The organism is Cyclobacteriaceae bacterium (assembly GCA_013141055.1).
Lineage (GTDB): Bacteria > Bacteroidota > Bacteroidia > Cytophagales > Cyclobacteriaceae > ELB16-189.
Genome location: JABFRS010000001.1, coordinates 102,683 through 127,187, shown reverse-complemented (window position 1 = coordinate 127,187; position 24,505 = coordinate 102,683). Strand labels below are relative to the sequence as shown.

Annotated in this window: 24 protein-coding genes; 7 read left to right on the top strand and 17 right to left on the bottom strand. The window is 41.3% G+C overall.

Annotated elements, in window-relative coordinates:
* Positions 1-4: 4 nt before the first annotated feature.
* The 4 genes from HOP08_00555 to HOP08_00540 form a co-directional block, all read right to left on the bottom strand.
* Positions 5-1,723, bottom strand: coding sequence for a DUF262 domain-containing protein (locus HOP08_00555; protein NOT73385.1), 1,719 nt, complete (start codon positions 1,721-1,723; stop codon positions 5-7).
* A 243-nt stretch (positions 1,724-1,966) separates the two neighbouring features.
* A complete protein-coding gene (locus tag HOP08_00550; GenBank protein NOT73384.1) occupies positions 1,967-3,304 on the bottom strand; it encodes a hypothetical protein in 1,338 nt (445 codons plus the stop codon).
* Between the two features lie 16 nt (positions 3,305-3,320).
* On the bottom strand, positions 3,321-4,367 hold the full coding sequence (locus tag HOP08_00545; protein ID NOT73383.1) for a hypothetical protein: 1,047 nt from the start codon (positions 4,365-4,367) through the stop codon (positions 3,321-3,323).
* Positions 4,360-4,821: a hypothetical protein gene (locus HOP08_00540; protein NOT73382.1), complete on the bottom strand. Its 462-nt coding sequence runs from the start codon at positions 4,819-4,821 to the stop codon at positions 4,360-4,362. Before HOP08_00540 ends, HOP08_00545 begins: the two co-directional genes overlap by 8 nt.
* A 118-nt stretch (positions 4,822-4,939) precedes the next feature.
* On the opposite strand from HOP08_00540, the gene HOP08_00535 reads away from it, so the two are divergent.
* On the top strand, positions 4,940-5,251 hold the full coding sequence (locus HOP08_00535) for a helix-turn-helix domain-containing protein (protein ID NOT73381.1): 312 nt from the start codon (positions 4,940-4,942) through the stop codon (positions 5,249-5,251).
* A gap of 26 nt (positions 5,252-5,277) precedes the next feature.
* Here HOP08_00535 and HOP08_00530 read toward each other — a convergent pair whose 3' ends face one another.
* From HOP08_00530 to HOP08_00495, 8 genes are all read right to left on the bottom strand, one after another.
* A complete protein-coding gene (locus tag HOP08_00530; protein ID NOT73380.1) occupies positions 5,278-6,000 on the bottom strand; it encodes a DUF3307 domain-containing protein in 723 nt (240 codons plus the stop codon).
* Positions 5,997-6,695, bottom strand: coding sequence for a hypothetical protein (locus HOP08_00525; GenBank protein NOT73379.1), 699 nt, complete (start codon positions 6,693-6,695; stop codon positions 5,997-5,999). Before HOP08_00525 ends, HOP08_00530 begins: the two co-directional genes overlap by 4 nt.
* Before the next feature lie 334 nt (positions 6,696-7,029).
* Positions 7,030-8,157 (bottom strand): site-specific integrase, encoded by a 1,128-nt coding sequence (locus tag HOP08_00520; protein ID NOT73378.1) that lies wholly within the window; start codon positions 8,155-8,157, stop codon positions 7,030-7,032.
* Between the two features lie 12 nt (positions 8,158-8,169).
* The gene (locus HOP08_00515; GenBank protein ID NOT73377.1) at positions 8,170-8,529 is read right to left on the bottom strand and encodes a helix-turn-helix domain-containing protein; all 360 of its coding nucleotides are present in this window, start codon (positions 8,527-8,529) and stop codon (positions 8,170-8,172) included.
* Between the two features lie 254 nt (positions 8,530-8,783).
* Positions 8,784-10,160, bottom strand: a complete 1,377-nt coding sequence (gene mnmE / locus HOP08_00510; GenBank protein ID NOT73376.1) for a tRNA uridine-5-carboxymethylaminomethyl(34) synthesis GTPase MnmE — start codon at positions 10,158-10,160, stop codon at positions 8,784-8,786.
* A gap of 13 nt (positions 10,161-10,173) precedes the next feature.
* Positions 10,174-12,054: an Nramp family divalent metal transporter gene (locus HOP08_00505; protein ID NOT73375.1), complete on the bottom strand. Its 1,881-nt coding sequence runs from the start codon at positions 12,052-12,054 to the stop codon at positions 10,174-10,176.
* Entirely contained in the window at positions 12,051-12,710 is a 660-nt protein-coding gene (locus tag HOP08_00500) for a metal-dependent transcriptional regulator (protein NOT73374.1), read from the bottom strand. The genes HOP08_00505 and HOP08_00500 overlap by 4 nt, the downstream gene beginning before the upstream one ends.
* A 58-nt stretch (positions 12,711-12,768) precedes the next feature.
* Positions 12,769-13,884 carry a hypothetical protein gene (locus HOP08_00495; protein NOT73373.1) on the bottom strand — a complete coding sequence of 372 codons (1,116 nt, stop codon included), beginning with the start codon at positions 13,882-13,884 and terminating at the stop codon, positions 12,769-12,771.
* 20 nt (positions 13,885-13,904) lie between these two features.
* On the opposite strand from HOP08_00495, the gene HOP08_00490 reads away from it, so the two are divergent.
* Together HOP08_00490 and HOP08_00485 are read left to right on the top strand one after the other, a co-directional pair.
* Positions 13,905-14,717, top strand: coding sequence for a 2,3,4,5-tetrahydropyridine-2,6-dicarboxylate N-succinyltransferase (locus HOP08_00490; GenBank protein ID NOT73372.1), 813 nt, complete (start codon positions 13,905-13,907; stop codon positions 14,715-14,717).
* A 106-nt stretch (positions 14,718-14,823) separates the two neighbouring features.
* Complete coding sequence (locus tag HOP08_00485; protein NOT73371.1) at positions 14,824-15,636, top strand: DUF3108 domain-containing protein; 813 nt, start codon at positions 14,824-14,826, stop codon at positions 15,634-15,636.
* On the opposite strand, the gene HOP08_00480 is transcribed toward HOP08_00485, so the two are convergent.
* Both HOP08_00480 and HOP08_00475 read right to left on the bottom strand, forming a co-directional pair.
* Positions 15,633-16,055: a response regulator gene (locus HOP08_00480; GenBank protein NOT73370.1), complete on the bottom strand. Its 423-nt coding sequence runs from the start codon at positions 16,053-16,055 to the stop codon at positions 15,633-15,635. The genes HOP08_00485 and HOP08_00480 overlap by 4 nt on opposite strands.
* Positions 16,052-18,289: a PAS domain S-box protein gene (locus tag HOP08_00475; GenBank protein ID NOT73369.1), complete on the bottom strand. Its 2,238-nt coding sequence runs from the start codon at positions 18,287-18,289 to the stop codon at positions 16,052-16,054. The genes HOP08_00480 and HOP08_00475 overlap by 4 nt, the downstream gene beginning before the upstream one ends.
* A gap of 101 nt (positions 18,290-18,390) precedes the next feature.
* On the opposite strand from HOP08_00475, the gene mscL reads away from it, so the two are divergent.
* Positions 18,391-18,765 carry a large conductance mechanosensitive channel protein MscL gene (mscL, locus tag HOP08_00470; protein NOT73368.1) on the top strand — a complete coding sequence of 125 codons (375 nt, stop codon included), beginning with the start codon at positions 18,391-18,393 and terminating at the stop codon, positions 18,763-18,765.
* 9 nt (positions 18,766-18,774) lie between these two features.
* On the opposite strand, the gene HOP08_00465 is transcribed toward mscL, so the two are convergent.
* Complete coding sequence (locus HOP08_00465) at positions 18,775-19,665, bottom strand: 3-hydroxybutyryl-CoA dehydrogenase (GenBank protein NOT73367.1); 891 nt, start codon at positions 19,663-19,665, stop codon at positions 18,775-18,777.
* A gap of 41 nt (positions 19,666-19,706) precedes the next feature.
* Between HOP08_00465 and HOP08_00460 the strand changes: the two genes are divergently transcribed.
* Positions 19,707-20,210: a hypothetical protein gene (locus tag HOP08_00460; protein NOT73366.1), complete on the top strand. Its 504-nt coding sequence runs from the start codon at positions 19,707-19,709 to the stop codon at positions 20,208-20,210.
* 8 nt (positions 20,211-20,218) lie between these two features.
* Here HOP08_00460 and HOP08_00455 read toward each other — a convergent pair whose 3' ends face one another.
* Together HOP08_00455 and HOP08_00450 are read right to left on the bottom strand one after the other, a co-directional pair.
* Positions 20,219-20,584, bottom strand: coding sequence for a hypothetical protein (locus HOP08_00455; protein ID NOT73365.1), 366 nt, complete (start codon positions 20,582-20,584; stop codon positions 20,219-20,221).
* Entirely contained in the window at positions 20,565-21,794 is a 1,230-nt protein-coding gene (locus HOP08_00450; protein NOT73364.1) for a sterol desaturase family protein, read from the bottom strand. The genes HOP08_00455 and HOP08_00450 overlap by 20 nt, the downstream gene beginning before the upstream one ends.
* Before the next feature lie 183 nt (positions 21,795-21,977).
* Here HOP08_00450 and HOP08_00445 point away from each other — a divergent pair, with 183 nt between their 5' ends.
* Positions 21,978-22,361 carry a hypothetical protein gene (locus HOP08_00445; GenBank protein ID NOT73363.1) on the top strand — a complete coding sequence of 128 codons (384 nt, stop codon included), beginning with the start codon at positions 21,978-21,980 and terminating at the stop codon, positions 22,359-22,361.
* A gap of 230 nt (positions 22,362-22,591) precedes the next feature.
* Positions 22,592-24,475 (top strand): type IIA DNA topoisomerase subunit B, encoded by a 1,884-nt coding sequence (locus HOP08_00440; protein ID NOT73362.1) that lies wholly within the window; start codon positions 22,592-22,594, stop codon positions 24,473-24,475.
* Positions 24,476-24,505: the final 30 nt, after the last annotated feature.

The window sequence follows — 24,505 nt, the reverse complement described above, 5'->3', positions numbered from 1 at the left end:
TGCCTTATTCAAAATTTATAATAGGTTCCAGAATTTTATACATCTCCTCCAAGCGCTTTGTTCTAAAATCATTATATACCTCAGGCGTCATCAATAGTTTGGAAGGATCGGATGAATACGCAGGAATCAATAAATGTCGCGAGACGTTAACATTGGACTTCTTAAGATTTGTAAAATAACTGGCAGGTTCTTCGGCCCTTTTACGGATGTTGTCCGTCGCGCCTACGAAACGGTAATTTCCGATATGATTAATCTCCCAAGAGTTCAATGTAAAAGGGGGTTTTTGTAGTTTGCTTTTTGGAAAGATATGATCGACGTGCGGAGCGTTATTTTTTAATGCAACATTGAATGCGCTCTGACCCTGAGTCTCTACGTACAAAAGGTGCAGAAGAAAAAATCGATGGCTGTGGTCAGCTAAAGTGTCCCTATCAAATCTTACCTTGTTTTTTCTATTCGTTTCAAAGTAGGTTGCGATGGAAGCCATGGGAAAATCTTTCCCCTTACAATCGTTGAAAAAGTTGTTATGAAGGTAATCTAACACACCATCTGTCTGGGAACTAAACCAGTTGAACAATTGAGCCCGATAGTAAAAGCTCTTCAGTCGGGATTTATTAATTGGCGTTGGAGTGGGATTAAAGAATAGATACTCGAAAATTGGTACGAAACTGTTGTAGCTGCGGATGACTTTTTCACTATCCAGTTTAAGATCATGCGTAATGAAATCCTTTAGAGCCTGAAAGGCAGGTTCGTATTTTTCTAGCCATTGCTGATCTATTGTGTTGATTAACGCCTTGCCTTCATCACCTCGGAATTTTGCTTGGTCAACAGATGCTCCCTTACTATTTACTAGCAAAATGCCTTTCAAGATGGTATCAATTTCAAACGACAGGTTTGTGGAGCTCAGGTTTGTTGCAATTTCTTCAAGATTTGCTTCTATTTCCGGAGACAATTCCTTCATTGCGGCAAACATCAAGTCGGACCCATCTAATTTTGTACCACCTGAGTTCACACGAATAAATATTTCCAGTATAGTCTTGTATGGATAATTATTTACAACTCCGTCGATTTCTTCTATCCAAAAATGATTGTCTTCCCTTAAGATGGAGACCATCATGGCAATGTTTTTTCGAACGATTTTTTCGCGGTTTTTCTTTTGTTGATCAGAGTCGTTTAATATTTTGTCCAGACTATCATTGATTTCATCGCTGATATTTTCGCTCGCAACTTTGTCATATTTTCCTACCAATGACTTTATTTTGAATAACGGCAGTTGGGATGATTCTTTCGAAGGCAAGAACTTTAAGTTGAATATTTGATTTGTCATATTATCAGGGGCTTCCGAAGTAATATCAACATAAGCGTCGAGTGACACTCCTGATTTTTCATCTTTCAAATATCCGCTGTATATGCAATATAATGTTTGAAGTCGTTGTTGTCCGTCAAGAACAAAGACTTTTATGATGTCTTTTTCTGATTTTTGTGCATTGTAAAGTGTAGATAGATCTATTTCGGAATCGACAACTTCCATGAATTTTCTGACCTTTATTTCTTCTTTTGTCTTCCAAAACAAAAGCGTTTGAATTGGATACCCCCGCATTAGACTATCAAATAACCGACTCATTTGTTCGCTTGTCCATACAAACGGCCTTTGAATGTGAGGTAAGAAAATTTCGGAATTTATTTCCGTGATGATGCTGAAAAGTGACCGGGGTTTGTAGCTCATAACTAAATGTCAAATACTTACAGATTTACTAATTTAAGTGATCATTGTCGATCAATTGGGAAAACATAAACACTTGCTATCTAAATGATTGCTCAAGAATGAGTAAAAAATTAGATTTAGATATATCCCGACTTATTTCTGGTCGGAAAATACTCCATACCGAAGTGATCCGACTGAAAATTGCTAGCATTAGGAACTGTTACCTCAGTGACAGCCAAACTTTGCACCCTCTCTTTTCACGATTCAGTCTTTAATCATGTAAAAAAGTGCAGTTCTTTTTTTGGAAACTTTAAACTGGACTTTCTTTAACATTTGAATCCATACCTGCGATTTAATGAATTTTTCTCGGCCGTTTCCATCGGGTATTTGTCTTAACAACCACTCGGGTGAATCCGCTAGAAAAGTATTTCTTGACTCGGTGTCAATTCCAAAGTCAACAAATTTGCAGCTGAATGACTCTATTTGTTTAAATGTTTCGCTTGCGTTGGCGGTTTGGTCAATAACACCAACGATATCATCTGAACTCAAAATGATCATTAACTGGTTGGAGAAAACTTTGTCATAGAGATTAAATATTTTCGTATCCCCTAATCTTCCAACATAGAAATCAGGAATAATATTGTTTTCGCCGGGAACCCATGCTGACACAAAGTTTTCATCATCTCGAAATATCGAATCAAAATAGAGATTCGAACCGATAACAATTTTATTTTTAAGTTTTGCGGCACGTATGTGTTCTGCGATTGAAGATTCTTCTATTTGTTCTTGTTGATGCGTGACCGCCAATCGTTTGATAATGCCGAGGCCGTAGGTATTTTCCAATTCAGCAACTCGAGTACCCGATGTCTCCATCAAGCCAAAATAAGGAATATGCCAATTTTCTGTAAATGCCATCCTGTCAAACAATTCATTGACACCTGGATAAACGAGTTGGGGATTTTCCTGCTCCTCATCGGTGGGGTGAGTGTAAAGCCTGAATAGCTTGAAGATGTAGTTTATTCTGTTGTATTGAGCGATGCTGTCAGTAAAAAATCGGTCTTTAGTCTCCTGTCGAATTGTTGAATGTTCTTGAATGTCTCCAAGTAATTCTTGACAAGCGTTATTGATGGTATCAAAAAGATTATTGGTTGCTTCAATCTTGCCTTTATTCGGGAAGTATTGTTCAATGTAGGGGCTGTTATTTTCAATGTAGAAATTGAGTTTCCTTTTTAACTCTTGTATTTCGGCCTGCAAGGCAGTGACAGAAGAAGAATCATTGTCTAATCTTGCCTTGCAGAACTCTTTTGTGATCTGAGCGGGATTTTCGTCAAAGTACTTTTGCCTCGGATCGTATTCGTAGAAAATCTTAATAAACACACAATCTAAATAGGGTTGTATTCCGTGATGCCCTTCCCAATATCGAAGTAGCTCAGATTCTATTGTATAGCCCCCAAGAAAGTTTAAGATTTCTGCCAACGAATCCGGGACTATTTCTTTATTACCCCAAGAAGCATTCGAGTCTCCTGGCTGGTTAAATGAGAACGCATCATTTACTACTTTGGTATGTCCCTTAAAAGTTGCGTAGACCAGTACTTTTAGCACTGTTATTTGTAGCCGATTATAATTTAACAACTTCCACGCTAGCGTTTTTATTTTTTTTTTCGCTGATTTCTTGAGTGAATGGGAGGATAGCACCCAGAACAGCAAGATAGTTGTCAAACTCCTTTTCCCATGATTTATACTCCTCCTGTGTTTTAATGTATCTGATTTTATAAAAGCCAAAATCTGACAATTCTTTCAGTTGTGCAGTGCGTTGTTCGTGCGTCCGATGTTGATCCAGATGGTCATCAAATAGGCTGTAGAGATCCGCATACTTTGTAAAATCTGTTGTTGGGTAGTAATTGCTGTTAATACAACGCTCTATGAATTCTTTTGGTACAACGAGGCGGTTCGTCCGAAACGACAAGTGAATGTTCCTGAATAGATATTCAAAATAGAGGGAGGAATTGAGAGGGTTGGGACTTTCTGCAAAAATTTGGTCCAGGTATAGATTATAGGATAATAATCGATGGAATGATTGTGGCTTCTCGTCTTTTGTCTCTAGGAGGTCCTGATTCAAAGCAGTTGAACTTTCTAGAAAGAATTTAATCATTTGATTAAAATCAACGAGGTCCTGGGATTGTCGATCAAGTACGGCTATCCAGTTCGCCAGTATAATAGCTGCTCTTTTTTGAATAGAAAAATTGCTTTTCACTGTTGCCTTGTTCCAGATTATGAAGACAGCCTCAATGTATTTGCCAAGCAGGTCGGTTTCATCAGGCGGCACTGTAGAATTGTAAGCTTTTCGATATCGTTGATCGTCTTCGTTTAATTTTGGGTGACGAGTAATTGTAATTTTTGACGTGTCTACTTTAGTCCAATCGATACTCTCCCAAGGCACGGATTCAAATTCCTTTTTTTGATAACGGTTCTTTGGATCAATGATTTCTTTGAAGCTCTTTAGGTCTTTGTCCTTCAACCGGATTAGATGAATAAAATTGTCTTCCAACCAGTCTAAGTCGTACAGGATGGACTGTGTGTCTTCTTTTTCAATTCGAAGTACCGCTATCTTGGCAATCTTCTCGAGATTGCGCATTAGCTGTTGACCTTTTGAGAGTTTATTCACCGCGAACGATTTTATCGGAATTTTCTTTGAGCTGATTTGAATAGATTTCTGCGAAGTTTGTTGCGTATGATTGAATCAGGATCAGGAACCTCACGAACATAATAATGGCGAATCCATCGGCAAAGAGTATTAGCAATATCCAAATACCTTCAACCCTTAGGGCAATCATTAGTATCGACATAAAAACGATTGTAAGATTGGCAAAGAGCTGAAAGCGGTAAAGAAAGTGATTGGGAAAAATCTCTGAGATCTCCTTGTCCTTGAAATCTTCGGTGTGTTTTGCCATCATGTCCAACGCGATGGGTAGAGTTATGCTTATAAAGCCGGCAATGATGGCGGAATATTGAATGATGGACTGGGAATCAAGATTCCAAGTTTTAATTTGCTCGTGTAGTGATAGCCACCAATCTTTCAGGTTGAAATTAAAGCAGTGCAGAAAAAATGCGGTTTTCATGTAATTGCAAAGATTTAGGGGGGACTTGTCTAAAATTACCAAAAAATTTCTGTGATTATTTATACCAAGGTTTTGCAAACTTGTGTTTTCGCCTTGAGACCTCGTATTATTTTCGAATATGAGTAGATTTCTATACCAGCTGGATAAAGAAGAATTCAAGTCTTTGCTCAAAGAATCGTTGAAAGAAATACTGTTGGACGAGCGAATTTTTAACACCGATAAAGAGCTTCTCAATATAAAGGAGGCGGCTGCTTTCCTTAATCTTGCTGTCAATACGCTGTATGAAAAGACTTCCGAGCGATCTATCCCGCATTACAAACATGGTAAGAAAATAACCTTTAAGCGCGCTGAACTGATAGAATGGGTCCAGTCGCGTAAAGTGAGTACTTACGATGAGATCAAACACTTGAGCAGGCCTAATTTTAAGTAGGCTTATAGATTTCTATGTGAAGATGTCTATCGTTCCAGAAATAAATTGACGAAAACGCCGGTAATGATCGCCAGTGCATAGCTGATCATTGTGCCAACCAGGACATATTCGGTTTCTTTCTTTTGACCATCTCCAAATCGCAGTATTGATTTTCCGGTTATTAGAAATCCGATCGCTTCATATTGACCGAACAGGACGAATGTTAAAATGATCATCCGCTCAAATATTCCTATAACCATTCCTCCGCGCTTGATGTTATCGGTATTAGTTTGTGTGATAAGATCTTTTGTGGCAAACTTTATAATGTATCCGACAGGCCACATTACAAAGATGTAGGCAAAGATCATTAGCTGGGCGTCAAATGATGATTTTAGACTGCATAAAAATTCAGCAAATTGATTCCAGCCGTTCAGAATTAATAGCCACGAAATAATGAGTATTAGAATGTGCAATAATTGATCAATTATGAAATATTTTAGAGTTCCATTGTTGTCGACTTTGAATTTCCAGTAGTCAATTATGCCATGTGTTATCGTAATGAGAACTACTATTCCGACATTACTCCAACCAATTGCTATTAGTGTTAGTACTCCAACTACCAAGAGATGCTTGTAAAATCCCCACGAAAGAAGACCCTTTTGTTTCTTATCGTTTACCCATGCAGTTGACTGTAATACAAAGTCTGCTAGGAAGTGGGCAATAAGTAATTGCACCAATACTATCGCCTGATCTGGGCTGAAGAGTTTCATTTGGTCGATTTTACTTGGTCTTGGAGGGTCTTTTCTATATAGTTCAGCATCTTTTCGATTGTATGCCAACTTGCACTCTTTAATCGTTGATTAATGGCTGGTGGACTTGCCTTTACTTTAGAGGCTATGTCTACCTGAGAATTGCCCTGTAGACTGTAATATACTACTTCTGCTTGATGTGAGGACCACTTACTCACTATTGAATCTAGTAGACCCCATGATACAGCGAACTCTTCATTGATTTCAGGCCATGGTGTATCGATCGCTAGATTTAGTCCCGATTTCTTCATGGAATCAATCAATCTGCCTGACTTATGAAAAGCATCACCATCTGATTCCATTAGATTTGTGCCTAGTTTGTTAATCTCCCCAATCCCAACTGACACACGGATATCAGTAATGTCTCGCGCGAATGGTAGCGTAGTAGGTCTTGATCTAGTATCGCTAATAGATATCATCCTGGAATAGCTTCGTAATAATAGTAGTATCCTTAGGGCTTTCTCTGGCTTACTCGTTACACCCTGAAAGCTATCTCCTCGATATATTTCAAATTGACCTTTAATGCCAAGGATCTTCTGCTGTTTTAGTAGTTGTGACGATAGTTTTTTTATCGATTTGATGTAGTTTCTTCTGCTTACTTCAGTTAGCTTAGTTGACCCGATGATATCTCCGTTAATTACTGCGAACAGTTTCATTTCGTCATATTTTTATTTAAATATACAGATATTTGAATTAAGTCTATATCCTTAATATGATGAAATTAAGTATTTTGACTTAATCTACCACATATTTAGCTTGTTCGCTTAGTTTCTCCTTTACGTATTTTGCTCCGTATTCCTTCTATCGTATCTCCAGCATCACACTTACTCCATTAAGCCTTTAACCTTAATATGTCGAAATTAAGATTATTGACTTAATCTATTCCCGACCTCCATCATTCTCTATTTATCACTTCGTTCTACATGAACCTAGTAGTAGTAACACATCAGTACCGCCACAACAATTGGTGCTTCTGCTGTAGTATTGACACTATAGCTCTAGAATGGGAATCTTCGCAATAGCTTCATTCTTCTTCATATTTGTCACTTTGGTGTAGATCTCAGTAGTCTGAATATGTTTATGACCAAGAAGCTTAGAAACTGTATAGATATCAACACCACTAGATAACAGCAGTGTTGCATGTGTATGTCTGGCACAATGAAACGTGATGTTTCTGTAAATTCCCGAACTCATCATCCATTGATTGAGTGCTACATTCGTGTAGGCACTATATTTTACTCCTTGAAATACCCGCTCACTCAAATCTCCTTTTTGACCTAGCAGGAGTCGAGCTTGTTTGGTAATGGGTAAAATTTCATGGGTTTGCGTCTTTTGTTGTTTGTATTGAAGAAACCATCCGTCGACCTCATTACCTCTGATCTCAGCCCACGTTAGCTTCATAATATCCGACCACCGCAGACCTGTTAGTACACTGAATAGAAAGGCCTCTTTCAAAAGCCTTATACGACAGGACGTTTTGGATATCGCCTGGATCTCTTCCCAGGTCAGGAATTCACGTTTGCTTTCTCCTTGCTTAAAGCCCCGAACCCGTGCAGCGGGATTCTCATTGATATACTTTTCTTCGTAGGCAAGTCTGAGGCATGCTTTCACTTTGTTGTAGTATGAATAGCAGGAGTTTTGACTAAGTTTTGTCTTTGCTGACGTTAGTTTCTCTGTTAAAAGGAAGTTCTTAAAGGCAACGAGCCATTGTTCATCAACATCCATAAATCGGACATCCTTTCCTTTTGCAAACGTTCTGATATGATTGAGTGTGCCTTTCCAGTTTCCCCAATTGCCATAGCTGCCTAATCGTGCCTTCGTCATTGCTTCGAAGTATTCGATAAAGCTTCCACTTTCCTTGGTTTGTTGCAGCTTATATTTTCCGGATTGAAGGTCAACAACACGCTGGGCACGAATCTGATCGGCCAGTAGGAGAGTGGATTTGTTCTGCTCTACGGTTGTCCTGCCTGGTTCACTGCTGATATAGAGATTGAGTGTTTCGTAGTTTCGCTCGCCCTTCCAGTAACATTCCAGATAAAGAGAATAATTACCATTGGACAGTAGTCTCTTTTTTAGTTTCACGATTGATTTGCCGACTCCTTCGTTTTTCTTTTTCATAGTGGTAGTAGATTATTGAATTTGAAAAAATGCTCTTATGTCTTCTTTGAGTATGATCGTCCGCCCAAGGACCTTTTTTGATTTGAGCTTCTTCTCTGAAATCAACCGGAACAAGGTGCGTCTGCTGACCCGCATGATCGCGGCCGCCTCTGGGAGCTTGAGGTAGTCGTTACCGATTCCCTTCATTGTTTCAGCTGGACTGGAAATGTTAATCTCCTGAGCAATGCTAATGGCGAGTCGTTGGTTGGTCGCTTTCTTCTTATTGTGCCTGCGGTTGCAGAGGTGAGAGCAGAAGCGGGTAACAAGCGTTTTGGCTATAAAGGGCTGCGCGCATTCTTCGCAGATTTTCTGAAGTGAAATGTTAGAGCTCATGTTTCAATTTTTCGTTACCGTTCGACTGTGTCAGTTTATGCCCTTATATGTCTGTAGGTGCCCAGGAGTGCCATCCGCTGACCAGCTCCTTCACTTTTTGCGACGCGCTTAAAATCTTTTGCGACGCGTAGCAAAATCTTAGCATAAAGTACCCAAATAAGCAGGGCAAATGCCTAATCAAGCCGAACGCTTAATTTTGTAACGTATTGAAATACAAAGAGTTGATTGTGTTTTGTTAGGGATTTTGAGGAGCCCTATTTGCCGATACAAAACCTGCTAAAAATATTCTCCAGCAGATCCTCTGTCGATATTTGTCCTGTGATCAACCCAAGATGGTGTAATGCATTCCTAACATCCATCGCCATGAAGTCGCCCGTAACACCTTTATCCATGCCGGTCAGCACTCTGTTAAGTGCTTCATTTGTTTCGGTCAGACTCTGATAATGACGAAGATTTGTAATGATCACGTCGCCTTGCTTTACATGATCTACATGAAATCTGGAAAGGATCTTCTCCCGAAGTTTTGAGAGATTGGTCTTGTGTGTCGCAGAAATAAAAATGAAGTCCTGTGCTTCCAATTCGCGTAGCAGGGCAGGAACTGCCTTATCAACTTTGTTTCCGACTTTAATAATCGGTACTGTTAATTCCTCCAACTCTTTAAGCTCAGTCTGAATCTCATGGAGATTGGTATTACCAAGATCTACCAGGTACAGCACTAATGATGCCTTCTTCAATTGCTCTTTCGTGCGACTGACACCGATCGCTTCAATCGTGTCGGTGGTGTCGCGCAAGCCAGCAGTGTCAATGAAACGGAAGTTAACTCCCTCCAGAATCATTTCGTCTTCAATGACATCTCTCGTTGTTCCGGCGATCTCGGAGACAATGGCTTTCTCTTCTTTCAATAAAGCATTCAGCAATGTTGATTTGCCTGCATTGGGCTTGCCGGCAATCACCGTAGGCACTCCATTCTTAATAACATTTCCTTGCTGAAAGGAAGTCAGGAGGGAAGCAATGAATGATTGTATTCTGAAGATTAGCTTCCTCAGGTCATCCCGTTTTGCAAACTCAACATCTTCCTCACCAAAGTCGAGCTCCAGTTCGATCAACGATGCAAAGTGAATCAACTCTTCACGAAGCTTTTGGATTTCTTTTGAGAATCCACCGCGCATCTGATTCAATGCTGCCTGACGGGCATTATCGGTTTCTGAATTAATGAGATCTGCCACTGCTTCCGCCTGTGTGAGATCAAAACGGCCATTTAGGAAAGCTCGTTTGGTGAATTCACCCGGGCCCGCAAGCGTTGCTCCGTTCTTGATCAGTGCGGTAATGATACGTTGAACAATCAATTGCGATCCATGACAGGATATCTCTATTGAATTCTCTTTCGTGAATGAATTAGGTGCTTTGAAGATCGAAACGACAACTTCATCAATCACCTCTTCACCATCTTTGATCAGCCCAAGATGCAGAGTATGGGAAAGCTGTTCTGAAAGATTCTTTCCAACAAACACTTTTTGTGTAAGGGTAATCGCTTGGTCTCCCGACAATCGTATGATCGCGAGCGCACCTACACCCGGAGGTGTTGCAGGAGCTACAATTACTTCACTAAATTGATTGTTGTTTATTGCCACTTTCCTTCGTCAACTATTTTTCCCTAACGATCAGCATTGGTATTGAAACCCTGTGTCTTACCGTATCCAGGGTTGTTCCAAAGATCAGGTCTTTTATTAACGTATGACCATGAGCACCCATGACCAGCAGATCTGAATCAAATTCTTTCACCATCTCAGGTATTCTCCTTCTTGGATTTCCATATCCGATCTTAATCACCGCCCGATATCCGAGATCTTCCAACTGCTTCAGATAAACTTCCAGTGCGGCTGTATCTTCTTTGGATTCACGATCGGCAATCTCACTGCCATACACCATCGCGCCGGCTGTCTCCACAATGTGTACCAGCAGGTAGTCTGCATCTTTTCCACCCTGTGCCACGGCACTTCTTATTGCCAGTGTGTCGATTGAAGAGAAGTCAATGCAGATTGCCACCTTCTTATAGATCGGCTTCTCAAGATCTTCCAGTACAGCAGCGGTGCCATGAGGAATTTTGACCTCTTTCTCTTTCACACGCTTCTCAAAGAATGGCTTAGCGGTAATGTAAAGTAATAATCCACCGGCAGCAAGCGCAACAGGGACGGCAGTAATCCAAACGATCCACGCTTTATCTTTTGCGGCGTCCATCCATCCAATGATTTCTTCCGATACTAATTTTATGTTAAGAGAGATAATGATCCCTGCGATCAGCCACGATGCAACTTTCAGCCATGGTTTGATCACAAAAATTCCCATCTTCTCTTTATCACTGTTGAAGTGAATCAAAGGAATGATGGCAAAACCCAACTGCAAGCTCAGCACCACCTGACTAAACACAAGCAATGTGCCCGTTTCATTTTCTCCATAAAGAATGATGACGATGTATGCCGGGATAATCGCGATGATACGCGTGATCAGCCTGCGTAGCCATGCTGCAATACGAAGATTCAGGTAACCTTCCATTACAATCTGTCCGGCAAGGGTACCCGTAATAGTCGAACTCTGACCTGCTGCCAGCAATGCTACACCAAATAGTATAGAAGCCCACTCACTTCCCAGCAATGGTGTAAGAAACTTGTGTGCATCTTCAATATCCGCCACTTCAAACATACCGGCTTTATAGAATGTAGAGGCGGCCAGTATTAATATTGCAGCATTTACAAAGAATGCTGCGTTCAGGGCAATTGCTGAGTCGATGAAGTTGTATTTGATCGCAGACCAGATTCCTTTTTCACTTTGATCGATGCGACGGGTCTGCACCAGAGAGGAGTGGAGATAAAGATTGTGCGGCATTACTGTTGCCCCGATAATTCCGATGGCGATATACAATGCACCATCACCAGGTAGTGTTGGAATGAATCCTACCGCAAGTTCACCGAGATCAGGCTTTGCAAGGATCATCTCCACCAGAAATGAGGTACCGATAATGGCCACGAGACTGATGATGAATAATTCTATTTTCCTCATGCCATAGCTTTGCAGCAAGAGCAAAAGCAAAGTATCCAATACGGTGATCGACACTCCCCAGATCAAAGGAATTCCAAAAAGAAGCTTCAGGCCAATCGCCATTCCAAGCACTTCTGCGAGATCGCATGCGGCAATGGCAATCTCCGCAAGAATCCATAAAATAAAATTGATGACCGGATGATACGTCTTTCGTGATGCCTGCGCGAGATCAAGCTGCCTGACAACTCCAAGACGTGCGCTCAGACTTTGCAGCAGCAATGCCATGATGTTGGACATCAGGAGAACCCATATCAATGAATAGCCGAATTTGCTTCCTCCAGCAATGTCCGTTGCCCAGTTGCCTGGATCCATATACCCGACACTAACTAAATATGCAGGCCCTAAAAATGCCAGCAGCTTTCTCCACCCTTTGCGGTTAGTTGAATCAATCGAGGCATTCACCTCGCTCAATGATTTTCTATCCGTCATAATTTTACTGTCAGCAATATATTTTTGGAAACTTCTTTTGATACAAACATTTTCTTCTTCTCCAGGATGATCTCAACGGATTCATCATACGGTTCACGACTTACGACTTCTATTTTCTTTCCTGGCTTTGCACCAATCTTGTCGAGATAGATGAGCAGGTTAGGATCACTGTCTTTTACAGAACAGATGACTGCTTTCACACCTGTCTTTAATTGGTCCAAAGCGATCTGTGGAAGGAGCTTGATCTTTCCCTGTTGATCAGGAATAGGATCTCCATGCGGATCTACTTTCGGAAACCCGAGATATTCGTCAAGCTTGTCTGTGAGCCGTGAGGATTGGATGTGCTCAAGCTGTTCTGCCACTTCATGCACTTCATCCCAGGTGAATCCCAGCTTCTCAACCAGGAATGTTTCCCATAAGCGGTGACGGCGAATGATCTGCAATGCCTGCGTCTTTCCCTTTGTGGTAATGTTGACTCCATAATAACGCTCGTAGCTGATCAGCTCTTTCACTGACAGCTTCTTGATCATGTCAGTAACAGACGCTGCCTTGGTCTGCATTGCTTCCGCCAGTTCATTGGTCATTACGGCTTTTGCGCCGCCATCCGACAAGTGATAAACTGCTTTGAGGTAATTCTCTTCTGTGAGGCTGAGCATAATTGGTTTACCGATCGGCAAAGTTAAAAGTTTAGATTAGTCTAAAAAATATTTTAGACTATAAATTGCCCAGAGAAGCAAGAAATGTGGCTTCTTCTGACTCCCAACTGACGTTTGAAGGTTTTACAGGATAAAACTCGCCTGTGATCAGTGAATTCAGGAGCTGTGGATAATCGGGATGATTGAAGTCTGTAAAAACAAAGGGTTGATATTTAAGATACTGATCAATCCAGGGCCATTTGGAATTCAGAATGATTGGCAATCCATATCCGAGATACTCATAGAGCTTGGTTGGATGTGAATTGAGGGTGTGACTTGAGGAAGGGTAGGCAAGGATTCCAAAATCGGCTTGTTTTATCTGCTGAACGATCTCATGATGAGAAACCAAACGATCACCACCAATCAGTGTGATAAAGGAATGCATCTGAACGGTACTTTGAATCTTATCCTGTTCTGATTTCTTTGAAGCCAATCCGATGATGGTGAGACGTACCTGATCATTCAACAAGTATATTTGTTTGGCCAGTTCAATCGCCTGAAATACCCCGGTGCTTTCGGAAAGCGTCCCTGAGAATAACAGGTTCAGCTTACGATTCGATGACCTTTCATATAAGGTATGATCAGAAAGGATGGCTTTGTTCTCTATCACCTTCCATCCGCTGCGATAGAACTTGAATTCCTTTTCATAACCCTGTTCGGCAAGAAAGAAATAATCTACAGAGGGTGCGAGAAGCTTTTCTTTGAATCGGGTGGCGAGTGCCAGTGGCCAGCGGATCAGCCACCCGAAACTTCCTGAGTGCAGAATATTACGGTAGTAGTTCTCCCGCACATCATAAACGATAGAGATGTTCAGAAGTATCTTCAATAATACGGCAGGGAATAGTAATTCATGAGTGGTAATGACCAGGGAATCCGGTTTTACCTTCCAAACCTTTCTGAATACTTCCCACTTCGCCATGAGACGTTTGAAGCTTAGTCGCGGAAAAGTTTTCAGAGGAATAAATCTTATTCCATTATAAGAGGGAATGTGGGCTGCCGGATATCCGATAATGATCACGTCGTATGAGCCTTCTTTCGCCAAAGTGACCCCCATCTTCTCAAACATGCGTGTATCATCTACCGGTTTAAGGATAGAAGCGAGGACAATTCTCCTTTTTTTTCGTTCTTGCGCCACGATTTAAAAATAGGATTAAAATGGAACTCCGCGAACAAATTGAAAAAGCCTGGGATAACCGTGAATTATTAAAAACTCCTGAAACCCAGCAAGCGATACGGGAAGTGGTTGCTCAGTTGGATAAAGGCAGGATAAGGGTTGCTGATCCGGTCAATGGACAGTGGAATGTAAATGAGTGGATCAAGAAGGCCGTCATACTTTACTTTCCTATTCAGCAAATGGAAACTATTGAAGTGGGGCCATTGGAGTTTCATGATAAAATTCCACTCAAAAGAAATTATAAAGAACTAGGAGTGAGGGTGGTGCCGCATGCGGTTGCCCGTCACGGTGCTTATATCAGTAAGGGTGTGATTCTCATGCCATCTTATGTGAACATTGGCGCGTATGTAGATGAAGGAACAATGGTGGATACTTGGGCGACTGTGGGAAGCTGCGCTCAGATAGGAAAGAATGTTCATCTCAGCGGTGGTGTAGGAATTGGCGGTGTTCTGGAGCCAATCCAGGCGGCACCGGTTATTATTGAGGATAATGTTTTTGTTGGCTCACGCTGCATTGTTGTAGAAGGAGTTCGTGTTGGAAAGGAAGCAGTACTTGGCGCCAATGTAGTGTTGACAGGAAGTTCCAAAATTATTGATGTAACGGGACCTTCTCCTGTAGAATACAAGTCATTCGTTCCGGAAAGATCGGTTGTGATTCCAGGAACAATTCCAAAGAATTTTCCTTCCGGAGAATATCATGTTCCCTGTGCGTTGATTATTGGCAAACGAAAAGAAAGCACTGATAAGAAGACGTCTTTAAATGATGCGTTGAGGGATAATCAGATATCAGCATAATTCAGGAGGAATATCATGCTTTAAATCAGCGTAATCTGAGGGAAAACGTTCCAAATCTGTTTCATGGCATGGCCTTTGAAGTCATTACTTCGATTAAATTTGTTAAATGAAGAAGCTGATAGTGTCTCTCCTGGCCATGGTTGCCTTAAGCAGCTTTCTGGCTGCCCAGAAAAAGGTTATTCCCGTTACAAAGAACAACAGTTACAGTGCCGGTGAAGAGCTGGAGTATCGCGTCAACTTCGGCTTCATGACGGTTGGGAAAGGAATTACCCGTGTTGACAATAAAATCCATGAAATCAACTCACGCCCATGTTATAAGGTAGATGCTTTTGGTGAGACCAGCGGATGGATTTCCTGGATTTCCAAAGTGGATGATAACTGGGGCGCATACATTGATACGGCTTCTTTAAATACACAGGTTGCTTATCGTAAATTAAAGGAAGGCAAATACCGCCGTGATGAACTGGTGACATTTGACCATGCCAAGAATAAAGTAGAAGTAAAAGTCAAGAACAGAGATACTGGTAAAGATGATGTCAAGTCTTTTGACGTTCCTAAAAACACGAAAGATCTGGTGGCAGGTTTCTTACACCTTCGTGTAATTGATTTCGCCAAAGTCATAAAAGGAGATACTATTGTTCTTTCCGGTTTCCTGGAAGACGCAGCCTACAATCTCAAGATTATTTATGTTGGAAAGGACGTTGTTGATACCAGAGTAGGAAAGATCCGTTGTCATAAGCTCAGACCAGTGATGCCCGCCAATTCCATGTTTGATGGCGAAGATTCAATCCTGTGCTGGATATCAGACGATATGAATAAGATTCCTGTAAAGATCCAGGCAAAGATGTTTATTGGATCTACAGGACTTGAGCTGATCAGCTTTCGCGGATTGCGGAATCAGTTAAAGACCGTCAACTAGAGAATTTCCTTTGCAGAAGGCCCGAGTAATTCGGAGAATCTGTTAAGGCTGATTGGCTTCTCTACATAATCTTCAACTTCAGGATTGCTCTTTGCGCGATTAAGATCTCTTGGATCGATCGAAGAACTCACCATGAATATTCTCATCTTCTTTGCAAACTCGTCTTTGGATTTTCTGAACTCATCGAGAAACATCCATCCGTCTGTGATCGGCATATTGATATCGAGAAAGATAATATCAGGAAGTTTTCCTGGATCGGTAGCATTGTTATGAAGGAAAGTGAGTGCCTCTTGACCATTTGGAAACTGTAAAATCTGATCGGTCAGCTTCGTTGCTTTCAATGTTCTTGAAGCAGTAAACTGATACACAGAATCATCATCAATAACAGCAATTACTGGTTGTGTAGAGTTTTCGATCATTGTACAAGTTTAATATAAAAAGTAGTCCCTTTGTCAACTTCACTCGTCAGGCTGATTTCTCCGCCCATTGATTCAATCTGGCTTTTTATAAGAAATAATCCCAGTCCACGGCTTTCAGGATGTTTATGGAATGTCTTTCTCATTTTAAATATCTGATGACCGTATTTATCAAGGTTTATCCCTAGTCCGTTGTCAGACATTTGCAGTATAACCTTTTTTTCCTTTTGATGCGTGTATATATTGATGACTGGCTTACGGTTCGGTGAATGGTATTTCAGAGCGTTGCTTAGCAGGTTCAAAAGGATGCTTTCGAGGTAAATATTAGGATACTGAACATAAGGCACTTCCGTGAAATCAGAATAGATTTCAGCATTCAGCTCTCCGATTCTGGCACTCAACATCTGGCATACTTTCTCAAACACCACTTTGAATTCCAGATCTTGTTTTTCTATTTTTTTGGTCTGCTTGATCTTAAGTACCTCATTCAATTCATTGAGAGTTCCCAGTAAGAGATTGCTTGAATTCTTAAGATGCTTGAGATATTCATCGCGCTCTTCTGAATCTGCTGAATCATAAAGAGAAAGGAGAGTGACAATGTTGCCAACAGGTGCTCTAAGATTATGTGAAACGATCTGTGTGAATTCCTCCAGCTGTTCATTCTTTCGCGTCAGGTTATCAGCAATGTCTCCCAATCGGATATTTTGTTCACGGATAGATTGTTCGATCAGTTTCCTTTCCGAGATATCTCTGAATTCAGTGACCCTCACCATTCTGTTTTGAAATGGGATATTCTTAGCCTGGATTTCCAGGTGATACCGTGTTCCGTCTTTCTTCAAACCGATAACATCATAAGGCAACTCATAGCCTGTACGTATTTTCTGGGTAACATGTTCGCGGTATTCTGAGGCAACGAGTAATAAACCATCCATTCCCATGAGTTCTTCAATAGAATACCCCGTCATGTTGGCCAGACCCTGATTGGCATCGATCATTTTACCCATGTCGTGAATACCAATCCCGCCGAAGGATGCCTCCTGCAGTCTCTGGAATCGTTCTTCACTTTGCTTCAGATCGATCTGTGCCTTCTTACTTTCTGTACGATCCTGAGCAGTTCCTACTGTTTGAATGACTTTCCCGTTTTTATCTCTTTTGAATACAGTATCTCTTGCAAGGAACCATCGCCATTCGCCGGCATGGTTTTTCATTCTGAATTCTGTTTCAATTACATCTGTATCCGTTGCATTTTCCCAGCGTAAAAGTTTAGCGGAAAGCATTTCAAGATCTTCCGGATGGAGCAAACCGCTGAAAGCAGAATTGCTTGCCTTCGCTATTTCTTCTGCAGAAAATCCAAGTGCTGCAGCCATAAGTCGGTTGCTGTAGATGTTTTTTCTTTCAATAAAATCAAAAACGTAAATGATATCCGGTGATGAGTTGGCAATACTCTCAATAAACTTTTCACGTTCACGAACGGCTTCAATGATTTCCCTTTGCTCAGTAATGTCCCGATTGATGGACATTGTGAACTTTTCATTATTAACTGTGATCAGCCATGTGATGACCTCCAGCGAGAAAAGTGACCCATCCTTTTTCTTATGAACAACCTCGAACGATAGTTTCTCACCATGAAGCAGATCTTTCATACGACCATCAAACCGCTCACGATCCTCGGGAGAATCGATGTCCTTTATATTGAGTCCTACGAATTCATGGTGATCATATCCATGCATTAAAGCTGCGGATTCATTGGCAGAAACGATCTTACCTTCATCAGGTCCTTCTGCATGCATGACGAAAACAGCATCCCGCGTGTTGGTCATCAGCATCTCGTAATTACTTTCTGCTTCTGACTGTTTCCGAAAGGCAGTGCGTGCAGGAGTTACATCAATCATGTAGGCAGAGCAACCATCAATTTTTCCCTGAGTGTTTTTGATGGGACAATAATGCACCTGGAAAAACGTGAAGGAGAGGGAAGCGTTGATAAACTCTTCCTCTAATGTAAATGTCTCGCCTTTGGCAATTCTTGTGAATACATCTCGAAACTTTTGAATGGAACCTGGGTCTTTGATAAGTTCAGGTGGCCTTTCACCTATTTGAATTTTAGTGCCATACCTTGCCTGCATAAGTATGGAATAGGAGGCTGAGAAAAAAGTGTAGCAATAATTGTGATCCAATGAAAAGACGATCATTCCGTCAGGATCTTCAATAATTGTCTTTAAGAATAAGTCACCTTCCACGTTTTCAGCGCTTTGCGTTTAAAATTGCATTAAAGGCATTGTAATCCAATGAGCGATGTAATATTTTAGCCTATTCTAAACAAAACCCTAAACCTGCGACCATGCTTAAAGAATTCAAAGCTTTTGTATTTAGAGGCAATGTTATTGATTTGGCCGTCGGAGTTATTATCGGAGCTGCTTTCAATAGTATTGTGACCTCACTTATCGAAAACGTTATAACACCACTTTTGCTGAAACCGGCTCTTGAAGCTGCTCACCTGACGCGTCTGGAAGACCTGACAGTGATGGGTACAGTAAAGTACGGAAGCTTCATTTCGGCTGTTCTGAACTTTGTAATTATCGCCTTTGTATTGTTCCTGATTGTAAAAGCTGCTAATAGTGCTAAAAAGAAACAAGAGGCGGCGCCTGCAGTACCTGCTCCACCACCCGCCGATGTTGTATTGCTGACAGAGATAAGGGACTTGCTTAAGAAATGATATTGGCAGCTATTTCTTAAACCTTTCTGCTACCACCAACTCCTTACTTCCGGGAGAATATTTATAGAATCCGCTGCCGGATTTAACACCCTTGTGTCCGGCCTGTACCATGTTAACAAGCAATGGGCATGGACTGTACTTAGGATTCCCAAAACCTGAATGCAATACGTTCAGAATTGAAAGGCAAATATCCAATCCTATAAAGTCGGCGAGCTGAAGAGGTCCCATCGGATGGGCCATGCCCAGCTTCATCACAGTATCAATCTCTTCCACACCAGCAACACCCTCGTACAGTGAATAGATCGCTTCATTGATCATGGGCATTAGAATACGGTTGGCAACAAATCCAGGATAGTCATTTACCTCAACAGGAACTTTCCCCAATGAAACAGAAAGATCCATGATGGTCTTTGTCACCTCATCGCTGGTGCTGTATCCCCGGATAACCTCCACGAGCTTCATGATTGGTACCGGGTTCATGAAATGCATACCAATTACCTTATCCGGACTTTTGGTGACTGAAGCTATTCTGGTAATTGAGATAGAGGAGGTGTTGCTCGCCAGGATTGTACCTGGTTTGGTGCTCTCGTCAATCTCACGGAATATTTTAAGCTTTAACTCTGTATTTTCCGTTGCTACTTCAATGACAAGTTCAGCATCTTTTACGCCTTCTTTAAGGAACGTAGTGGTAGTGATATTTTTAATTGCCTGATCTCGTACCTCGGAAGTAAGAGAACCCTTCTCCACCTGTCTCCCCAGATTCCTTTCAATAGTCGCTATCGCCTTTTTAAGCGAATCTTCTGAGATATCAATTAATGCTACTCTATACCCATGCTGAGCAAAAACATGAGCGATTCCATTGCCCATTGTGCCAGAACCAATTACAGCGATGTTTTTCATTAAGATTTTGAGTTTAGCTTTACAAATATAAACGTGAATTCATGCCGTCGAAGGCCGCTCAAAAAATAACGTTCATCTCTTTCGGGAAAGTGAAGCTATACAAAGTGTGGCTATTGATACTGATCATATTGATGACTGCATTTGGAGCTTTTGTTATTTTTAGAACATTCCATCGAAGTTCCTTTCCCCTTGATCTTATTAACCTATGGCTTCCGGGTCTTATTATTTACAGATTATGGAAGCTTTATCTGGGTGTAAAAGCTGTAGAGTTCGATCAGGAGTTTCTTTATGTCACGCAGCCTGATTATGAGATCATAGTGCCTCTTGAGAATATTAAAAAAGTTGAGATTAAAAGTCTTACGGGTGTTTATAAAATAGAACTCTATGACATGATCCAATCGGGAAACGAAATATTTTTCATGCCATCCCTGATCTATCCTCTGGATTATAGCAAGCAGGATGATAAAGTTAATTTGCTTCGAAGCTATGCATGGAAAGCAAGGCAAAACATGCAGCCTATCCCAAAGAATGCATTGACAAGCTAGGTTACTAATTACTCGATAGAAGTCAACTGGGCATAGCCCATAGCATTAAAGCGGAGAATCAACTTTCTTGCAGAAGAGTCAGCCAGGGAGCAGGCAGGGCTTGCGTTGATATAATACATGTAGAATTTCTGATTGCGTTCTGAGAGTTCATTGCCATCAGGTTTTCCAAGCAGTTTGATGATGTCCATTTCTGAAAGGCCCTTCAACTTTGTTTTCTCAGTTTGAAGGGCTGCCTCCATTTCTTTGCGATCCCCGAGACAAGCGTTCTTGTCATTCTTCCATTTATCAAGATCCATCCCTTCAAGCTTTGGCAGATCTTTACCACATGAAAATAGAATAAGGATAAGAAGGATACTATAGAGCTTTTGCGACATGAAGTTTTTTGGATACAGAATAGAACCAGGCAGCCGAAATGATCAGGTAGCCTACTGCAATCAGAATATAATTAAAAGTCCATTGATTGATAAAAGTCAGAATGATGAGGATGGCGGGATAGGAAAGGATGCGGATCCATTCGGCGATTTTTACCCAACTCTTGTTTTCAAAGAGAACTCCGCAATTAACCACCACGAGGGAGATCATCGCAGCAATGATTGCCTTTTCCGGCATCGAAAATTTTGGCTGGTTAAAGAGAAAGAGAGAAGTTCCGATCAGACATACTACGTATTGAAAAAGAACATAATAATTTAACGAGATAGGAGCAGGTGTACGATACTTCTTGTACCGTTCCATGTCGATTGATGGAGCAGGACGATAACCTCCAAGATTCTCAGGAAGCCAGCCTGGTTTTTTGAACAGGTATTTAAACTTATCCTTCCAGGAAGTGATCATTTTCAGATCTGTTGCCATGCTGGCATAATGATCAAAGTTTGCCCAGATAGGATTCCAGCTATTGATAGGTTTTGTGATACCATACACAGGTTGTTCTTCTTCTGCCTGAAAGGTTCCAAACATCTTGTCCCAGATGATCAAAGATCCTGCATGGTTCTTATCGATATATTTTGGATTTCTTCCATGATGAACACGGTGATGGGAGGGAGTATTGAAAATGTATTCAAACCATCCCATCTTTTTAATGGCTTCTGTATGAATCCAGAACTGATAAAGAGTGTTTAAAGCAGAGATCAGAATGAAATCCGTCGTATCGAATCCAATGATCGCGATCGGAAGACTGAACGCAAAAGTCCAGACTACCTGAAAGCTGCTTTGCCGAAGAGCTACGGAAAGGTTGTACTCCTCACTTTGATGATGAACAACGTGACCACCCCAGAAGAGATTCACCTCATGACTCATTCGGTGTGCCCAGTAGTACGTTAGGTCTGTCAGCAGGAAAAGTCCGAGCCAGTAGAGCCAGGTTTTCTCCATGGTGAAGAGAGCGAAATTCGCATACACTATTTCATATACACCGATGGCGAGTACGCGCATAAACAAACCGGATAACTGAGAGGTAATTCCACAGCTGATGTTTGCTACGGAATCAGGCATGCTGTAAAGCTTCTTATGTGAAAACCTTTCCACGACCAATTCTATCCCAATAAGGATAAAGAAGATGGGGATGGACAAGATAATCGGATTAATATTCATAGCGGATCAAATTTAGAATGCTCCGGTTTGGCGTAAAATTAGTTCAAAAAAAATTGAACGATCGGGAAGCCCGAAAACAAAGTTGTAAGGATGAAACTATTAACTTGCGGCCTTGTAAGATAATATATGATTGGGAAGATATTTAAAGGGGTTTGGCTTTTGTCCCTGCTAACGACAGTGGGTATGTTCATGTATAATTATGCTTCCTATCCTGAAGAGATATCCCTGTCAGAAGGCAATACTTATTCCATTTCCAGAGAAGGTCTTTTCTATGCAATGCTGGGATTGATGGCCGTCATTAATGGAATGGTCTTTATCATACCGAAGTTGTATTTGAAGAAAGGGGACTATTTCAAAGCATGGTTCCATGGACTCATCGCCTTCCTGAATTTATTCCTCATCGTCACCCTGCAATTTCTGAATGCCTACAATAGCCAGGAGCGATTCAACTATAACAGCATTGGCTATATCATTTATGGCAGTCTTGCGTTGGTAGTGATTTGGTCCTTTCTGTGGCCCATCTATTCACTTTCACAAAGATTTACGAGTAAACAGTCGATTGGATAAAACCAGTATTATCACTTGATTGTCAATAAGTTAAACATGGTCATTTCGCGAAGATTTGTAGTTGAAAAGATTAAATCATGTATTGAAATCGTTTTAAAATTTTCGTTCTTGAGTTGATAAGCAGCACACTGAATTTTTTTAACTGTAATAAACTGATCTGATCAGCTTTACTTTTTAGTCTCTGTGCAGCGATCATAACCTTATAATTTTATTTTAACCACTGAAGTTGAATGGCGAAGGAAAGTAGTGATTATAATGAATCGAGCATCAGGTCACTCGATTGGAGAGAGCATATCCGGCTTCGTCCCGGAATGTATATCGGTAAACTGGGAGATGGCTCCGCAAAAGACGACGGTATCTATGTCCTTGTAAAAGAGGTAATGGATAATTGCATCGATGAGCACATGATGGGCTATGGAAAAAGCATCGATGTCAAGATTACCGATCAGAAAGTAGTCGTTCGTGATTACGGCCGGGGTATTCCTCTCGGTAAAGTTGTTGATGTTGTTTCCAAGATCAATACAGGCGCAAAGTACGATTCAGGGGCATTCCAGAAATCAGTGGGTTTGAATGGGGTGGGTACCAAAGCTGTGAACGCATTGTCAAGCTATTTCAAAGTTCAGGCGTATCGTGAAGGTCAGACAAAATTAGCCGAGTTCAAGAAAGGTGTTCTTACCAATGACAGCAAGCTTTCAAAAACCAGCGATCGCAACGGTACTCTGGTAGAGTTTGAGCCAGATGGAACGATGTTCAAAAACTATCACTTCATCTTTGAATACCTCGATGACCTGATGTGGAATTATGCATTCCTCAACGCAGGCCTTACAATCAATTACAACGGTCAGAAATTCTTTTCAAAAGATGGGCTTCTTGACCTGTTAAAAGCCAAGTCAGACGCTGAAGAAATTCAATATCCAATTATTCATTTCAAAGGGGATGACATTGAAGTTGCACTGACGCATGGCAATCAGTACGGAGAAGAATATTACTCTTTTGTCAATGGTCAGAATACAACACAGGGCGGAACTCACCTTGCAGCTTTCCGTGAAGGAATGATCCGTGGTGTGCGTGACTATTTCAAGAAGGATTATGATGCAGCCGATATTCGCGCAAGCGTTGTAGCAGCCATTGCGGTTCGTGTACAGGAACCCGTGTTTGAATCACAGACCAAGACAAAGCTTGGTTCTATCTATATGGCACCTGATGGGGCTACTGTCAAGAACTTTGTCGGCGACTTTGTAGCGAAAGAACTTGAGATCTACCTCAATAAAAATCCGAAGATCGCGGAGGCAATGCAAAAGCGGATTCTTCAGTCAGAACGTGAGCGCAAGGAAATAGCAGGTATTAAGAAGCTTGCCAATGAACGTGCCAAAAAGGCAAATCTTCACAACAAGAAACTTCGCGATTGCAGGTTTCATTTTGATGATGAAAAAGGGGAGAAGGGTGCAGAATCAGTGGTCTTTATTACTGAGGGAGATTCTGCCAGCGGATCGATCACCAAATCAAGAGATGTGGAGACACAGGCAGTATTCAGCTTGCGTGGAAAGCCTCTGAACTGCTTTGGACTCACTAAAAAGGTTGTGTATGAGAATGAGGAATTCAACCTCCTCCAGCACGCCCTGAACATTGAGGATGGCATGGATGGACTTCGCTATAATAAAGTGATTGTTGCAACCGATGCTGACGTTGACGGCATGCACATACGTCTTCTGCTGATGACGTTCTTCCTTCAATTCTTCCCCGATCTGGTAAAAGCAGGTCATGTTTATATTCTGGAAACTCCATTATTCCGTGTACGCAACAAAAAGGAAACAATCTATTGCTACAGCGAGGAAGAAAAACAGGCTGCTGTCTCCAAACTTGGAAACAAACCTGAGATAACACGCTTCAAAGGATTGGGAGAGATATCTCCGGAAGAATTTGGGAATTTTATTGGTGATGAAATCCGTTTGCAGCCGGTAAGAATTGATAAAGAGAAACACCTGATCAAGACGTTGGAATTCTACATGGGTAAGAACACTCCGGATCGACAGGATTTTATTATTGAAAACCTTCGGATTGAAATGGATCAGGTGAAGGAAGAAGCCATGCCAGTAGTGGAAGAAGAGGCATAGTCAGAGGGCAACAAATAACAATTGGAAGTA

Excerpts from the sequence above, each read along its gene's own strand:
- HOP08_00555 (NOT73385.1), bottom strand. The coding sequence starts at position 1,723 with ATGAGCTACAAACCCCGGTCACTTTTCAGCATCATCACGGAAATAAAT.
- HOP08_00540 (NOT73382.1), bottom strand. The coding sequence starts at position 4,821 with ATGAAAACCGCATTTTTTCTGCACTGCTTTAATTTCAACCTGAAAGAT.
- HOP08_00535 (NOT73381.1), top strand. The coding sequence starts at position 4,940 with ATGAGTAGATTTCTATACCAGCTGGATAAAGAAGAATTCAAGTCTTTG.
- HOP08_00530 (NOT73380.1), bottom strand. The coding sequence starts at position 6,000 with ATGAAACTCTTCAGCCCAGATCAGGCGATAGTATTGGTGCAATTACTT.
- HOP08_00525 (NOT73379.1), bottom strand. The coding sequence starts at position 6,695 with ATGAAACTGTTCGCAGTAATTAACGGAGATATCATCGGGTCAACTAAG.
- HOP08_00520 (NOT73378.1), bottom strand. The coding sequence starts at position 8,157 with ATGAAAAAGAAAAACGAAGGAGTCGGCAAATCAATCGTGAAACTAAAA.
- HOP08_00515 (NOT73377.1), bottom strand. The coding sequence starts at position 8,529 with ATGAGCTCTAACATTTCACTTCAGAAAATCTGCGAAGAATGCGCGCAG.
- HOP08_00505 (NOT73375.1), bottom strand. The coding sequence starts at position 12,054 with ATGACGGATAGAAAATCATTGAGCGAGGTGAATGCCTCGATTGATTCA.
- HOP08_00500 (NOT73374.1), bottom strand. The coding sequence starts at position 12,710 with ATGCTCAGCCTCACAGAAGAGAATTACCTCAAAGCAGTTTATCACTTG.
- HOP08_00490 (NOT73372.1), top strand. The coding sequence starts at position 13,905 with ATGGAACTCCGCGAACAAATTGAAAAAGCCTGGGATAACCGTGAATTA.
- HOP08_00485 (NOT73371.1), top strand. The coding sequence starts at position 14,824 with ATGAAGAAGCTGATAGTGTCTCTCCTGGCCATGGTTGCCTTAAGCAGC.
- HOP08_00480 (NOT73370.1), bottom strand. The coding sequence starts at position 16,055 with ATGATCGAAAACTCTACACAACCAGTAATTGCTGTTATTGATGATGAT.
- mscL (NOT73368.1), top strand. The coding sequence starts at position 18,391 with ATGCTTAAAGAATTCAAAGCTTTTGTATTTAGAGGCAATGTTATTGAT.
- HOP08_00465 (NOT73367.1), bottom strand. The coding sequence starts at position 19,665 with ATGAAAAACATCGCTGTAATTGGTTCTGGCACAATGGGCAATGGAATC.
- HOP08_00460 (NOT73366.1), top strand. The coding sequence starts at position 19,707 with ATGCCGTCGAAGGCCGCTCAAAAAATAACGTTCATCTCTTTCGGGAAA.
- HOP08_00455 (NOT73365.1), bottom strand. The coding sequence starts at position 20,584 with ATGTCGCAAAAGCTCTATAGTATCCTTCTTATCCTTATTCTATTTTCA.
- HOP08_00450 (NOT73364.1), bottom strand. The coding sequence starts at position 21,794 with ATGAATATTAATCCGATTATCTTGTCCATCCCCATCTTCTTTATCCTT.
- HOP08_00445 (NOT73363.1), top strand. The coding sequence starts at position 21,978 with ATGTTCATGTATAATTATGCTTCCTATCCTGAAGAGATATCCCTGTCA.
- HOP08_00440 (NOT73362.1), top strand. The coding sequence starts at position 22,592 with ATGGCGAAGGAAAGTAGTGATTATAATGAATCGAGCATCAGGTCACTC.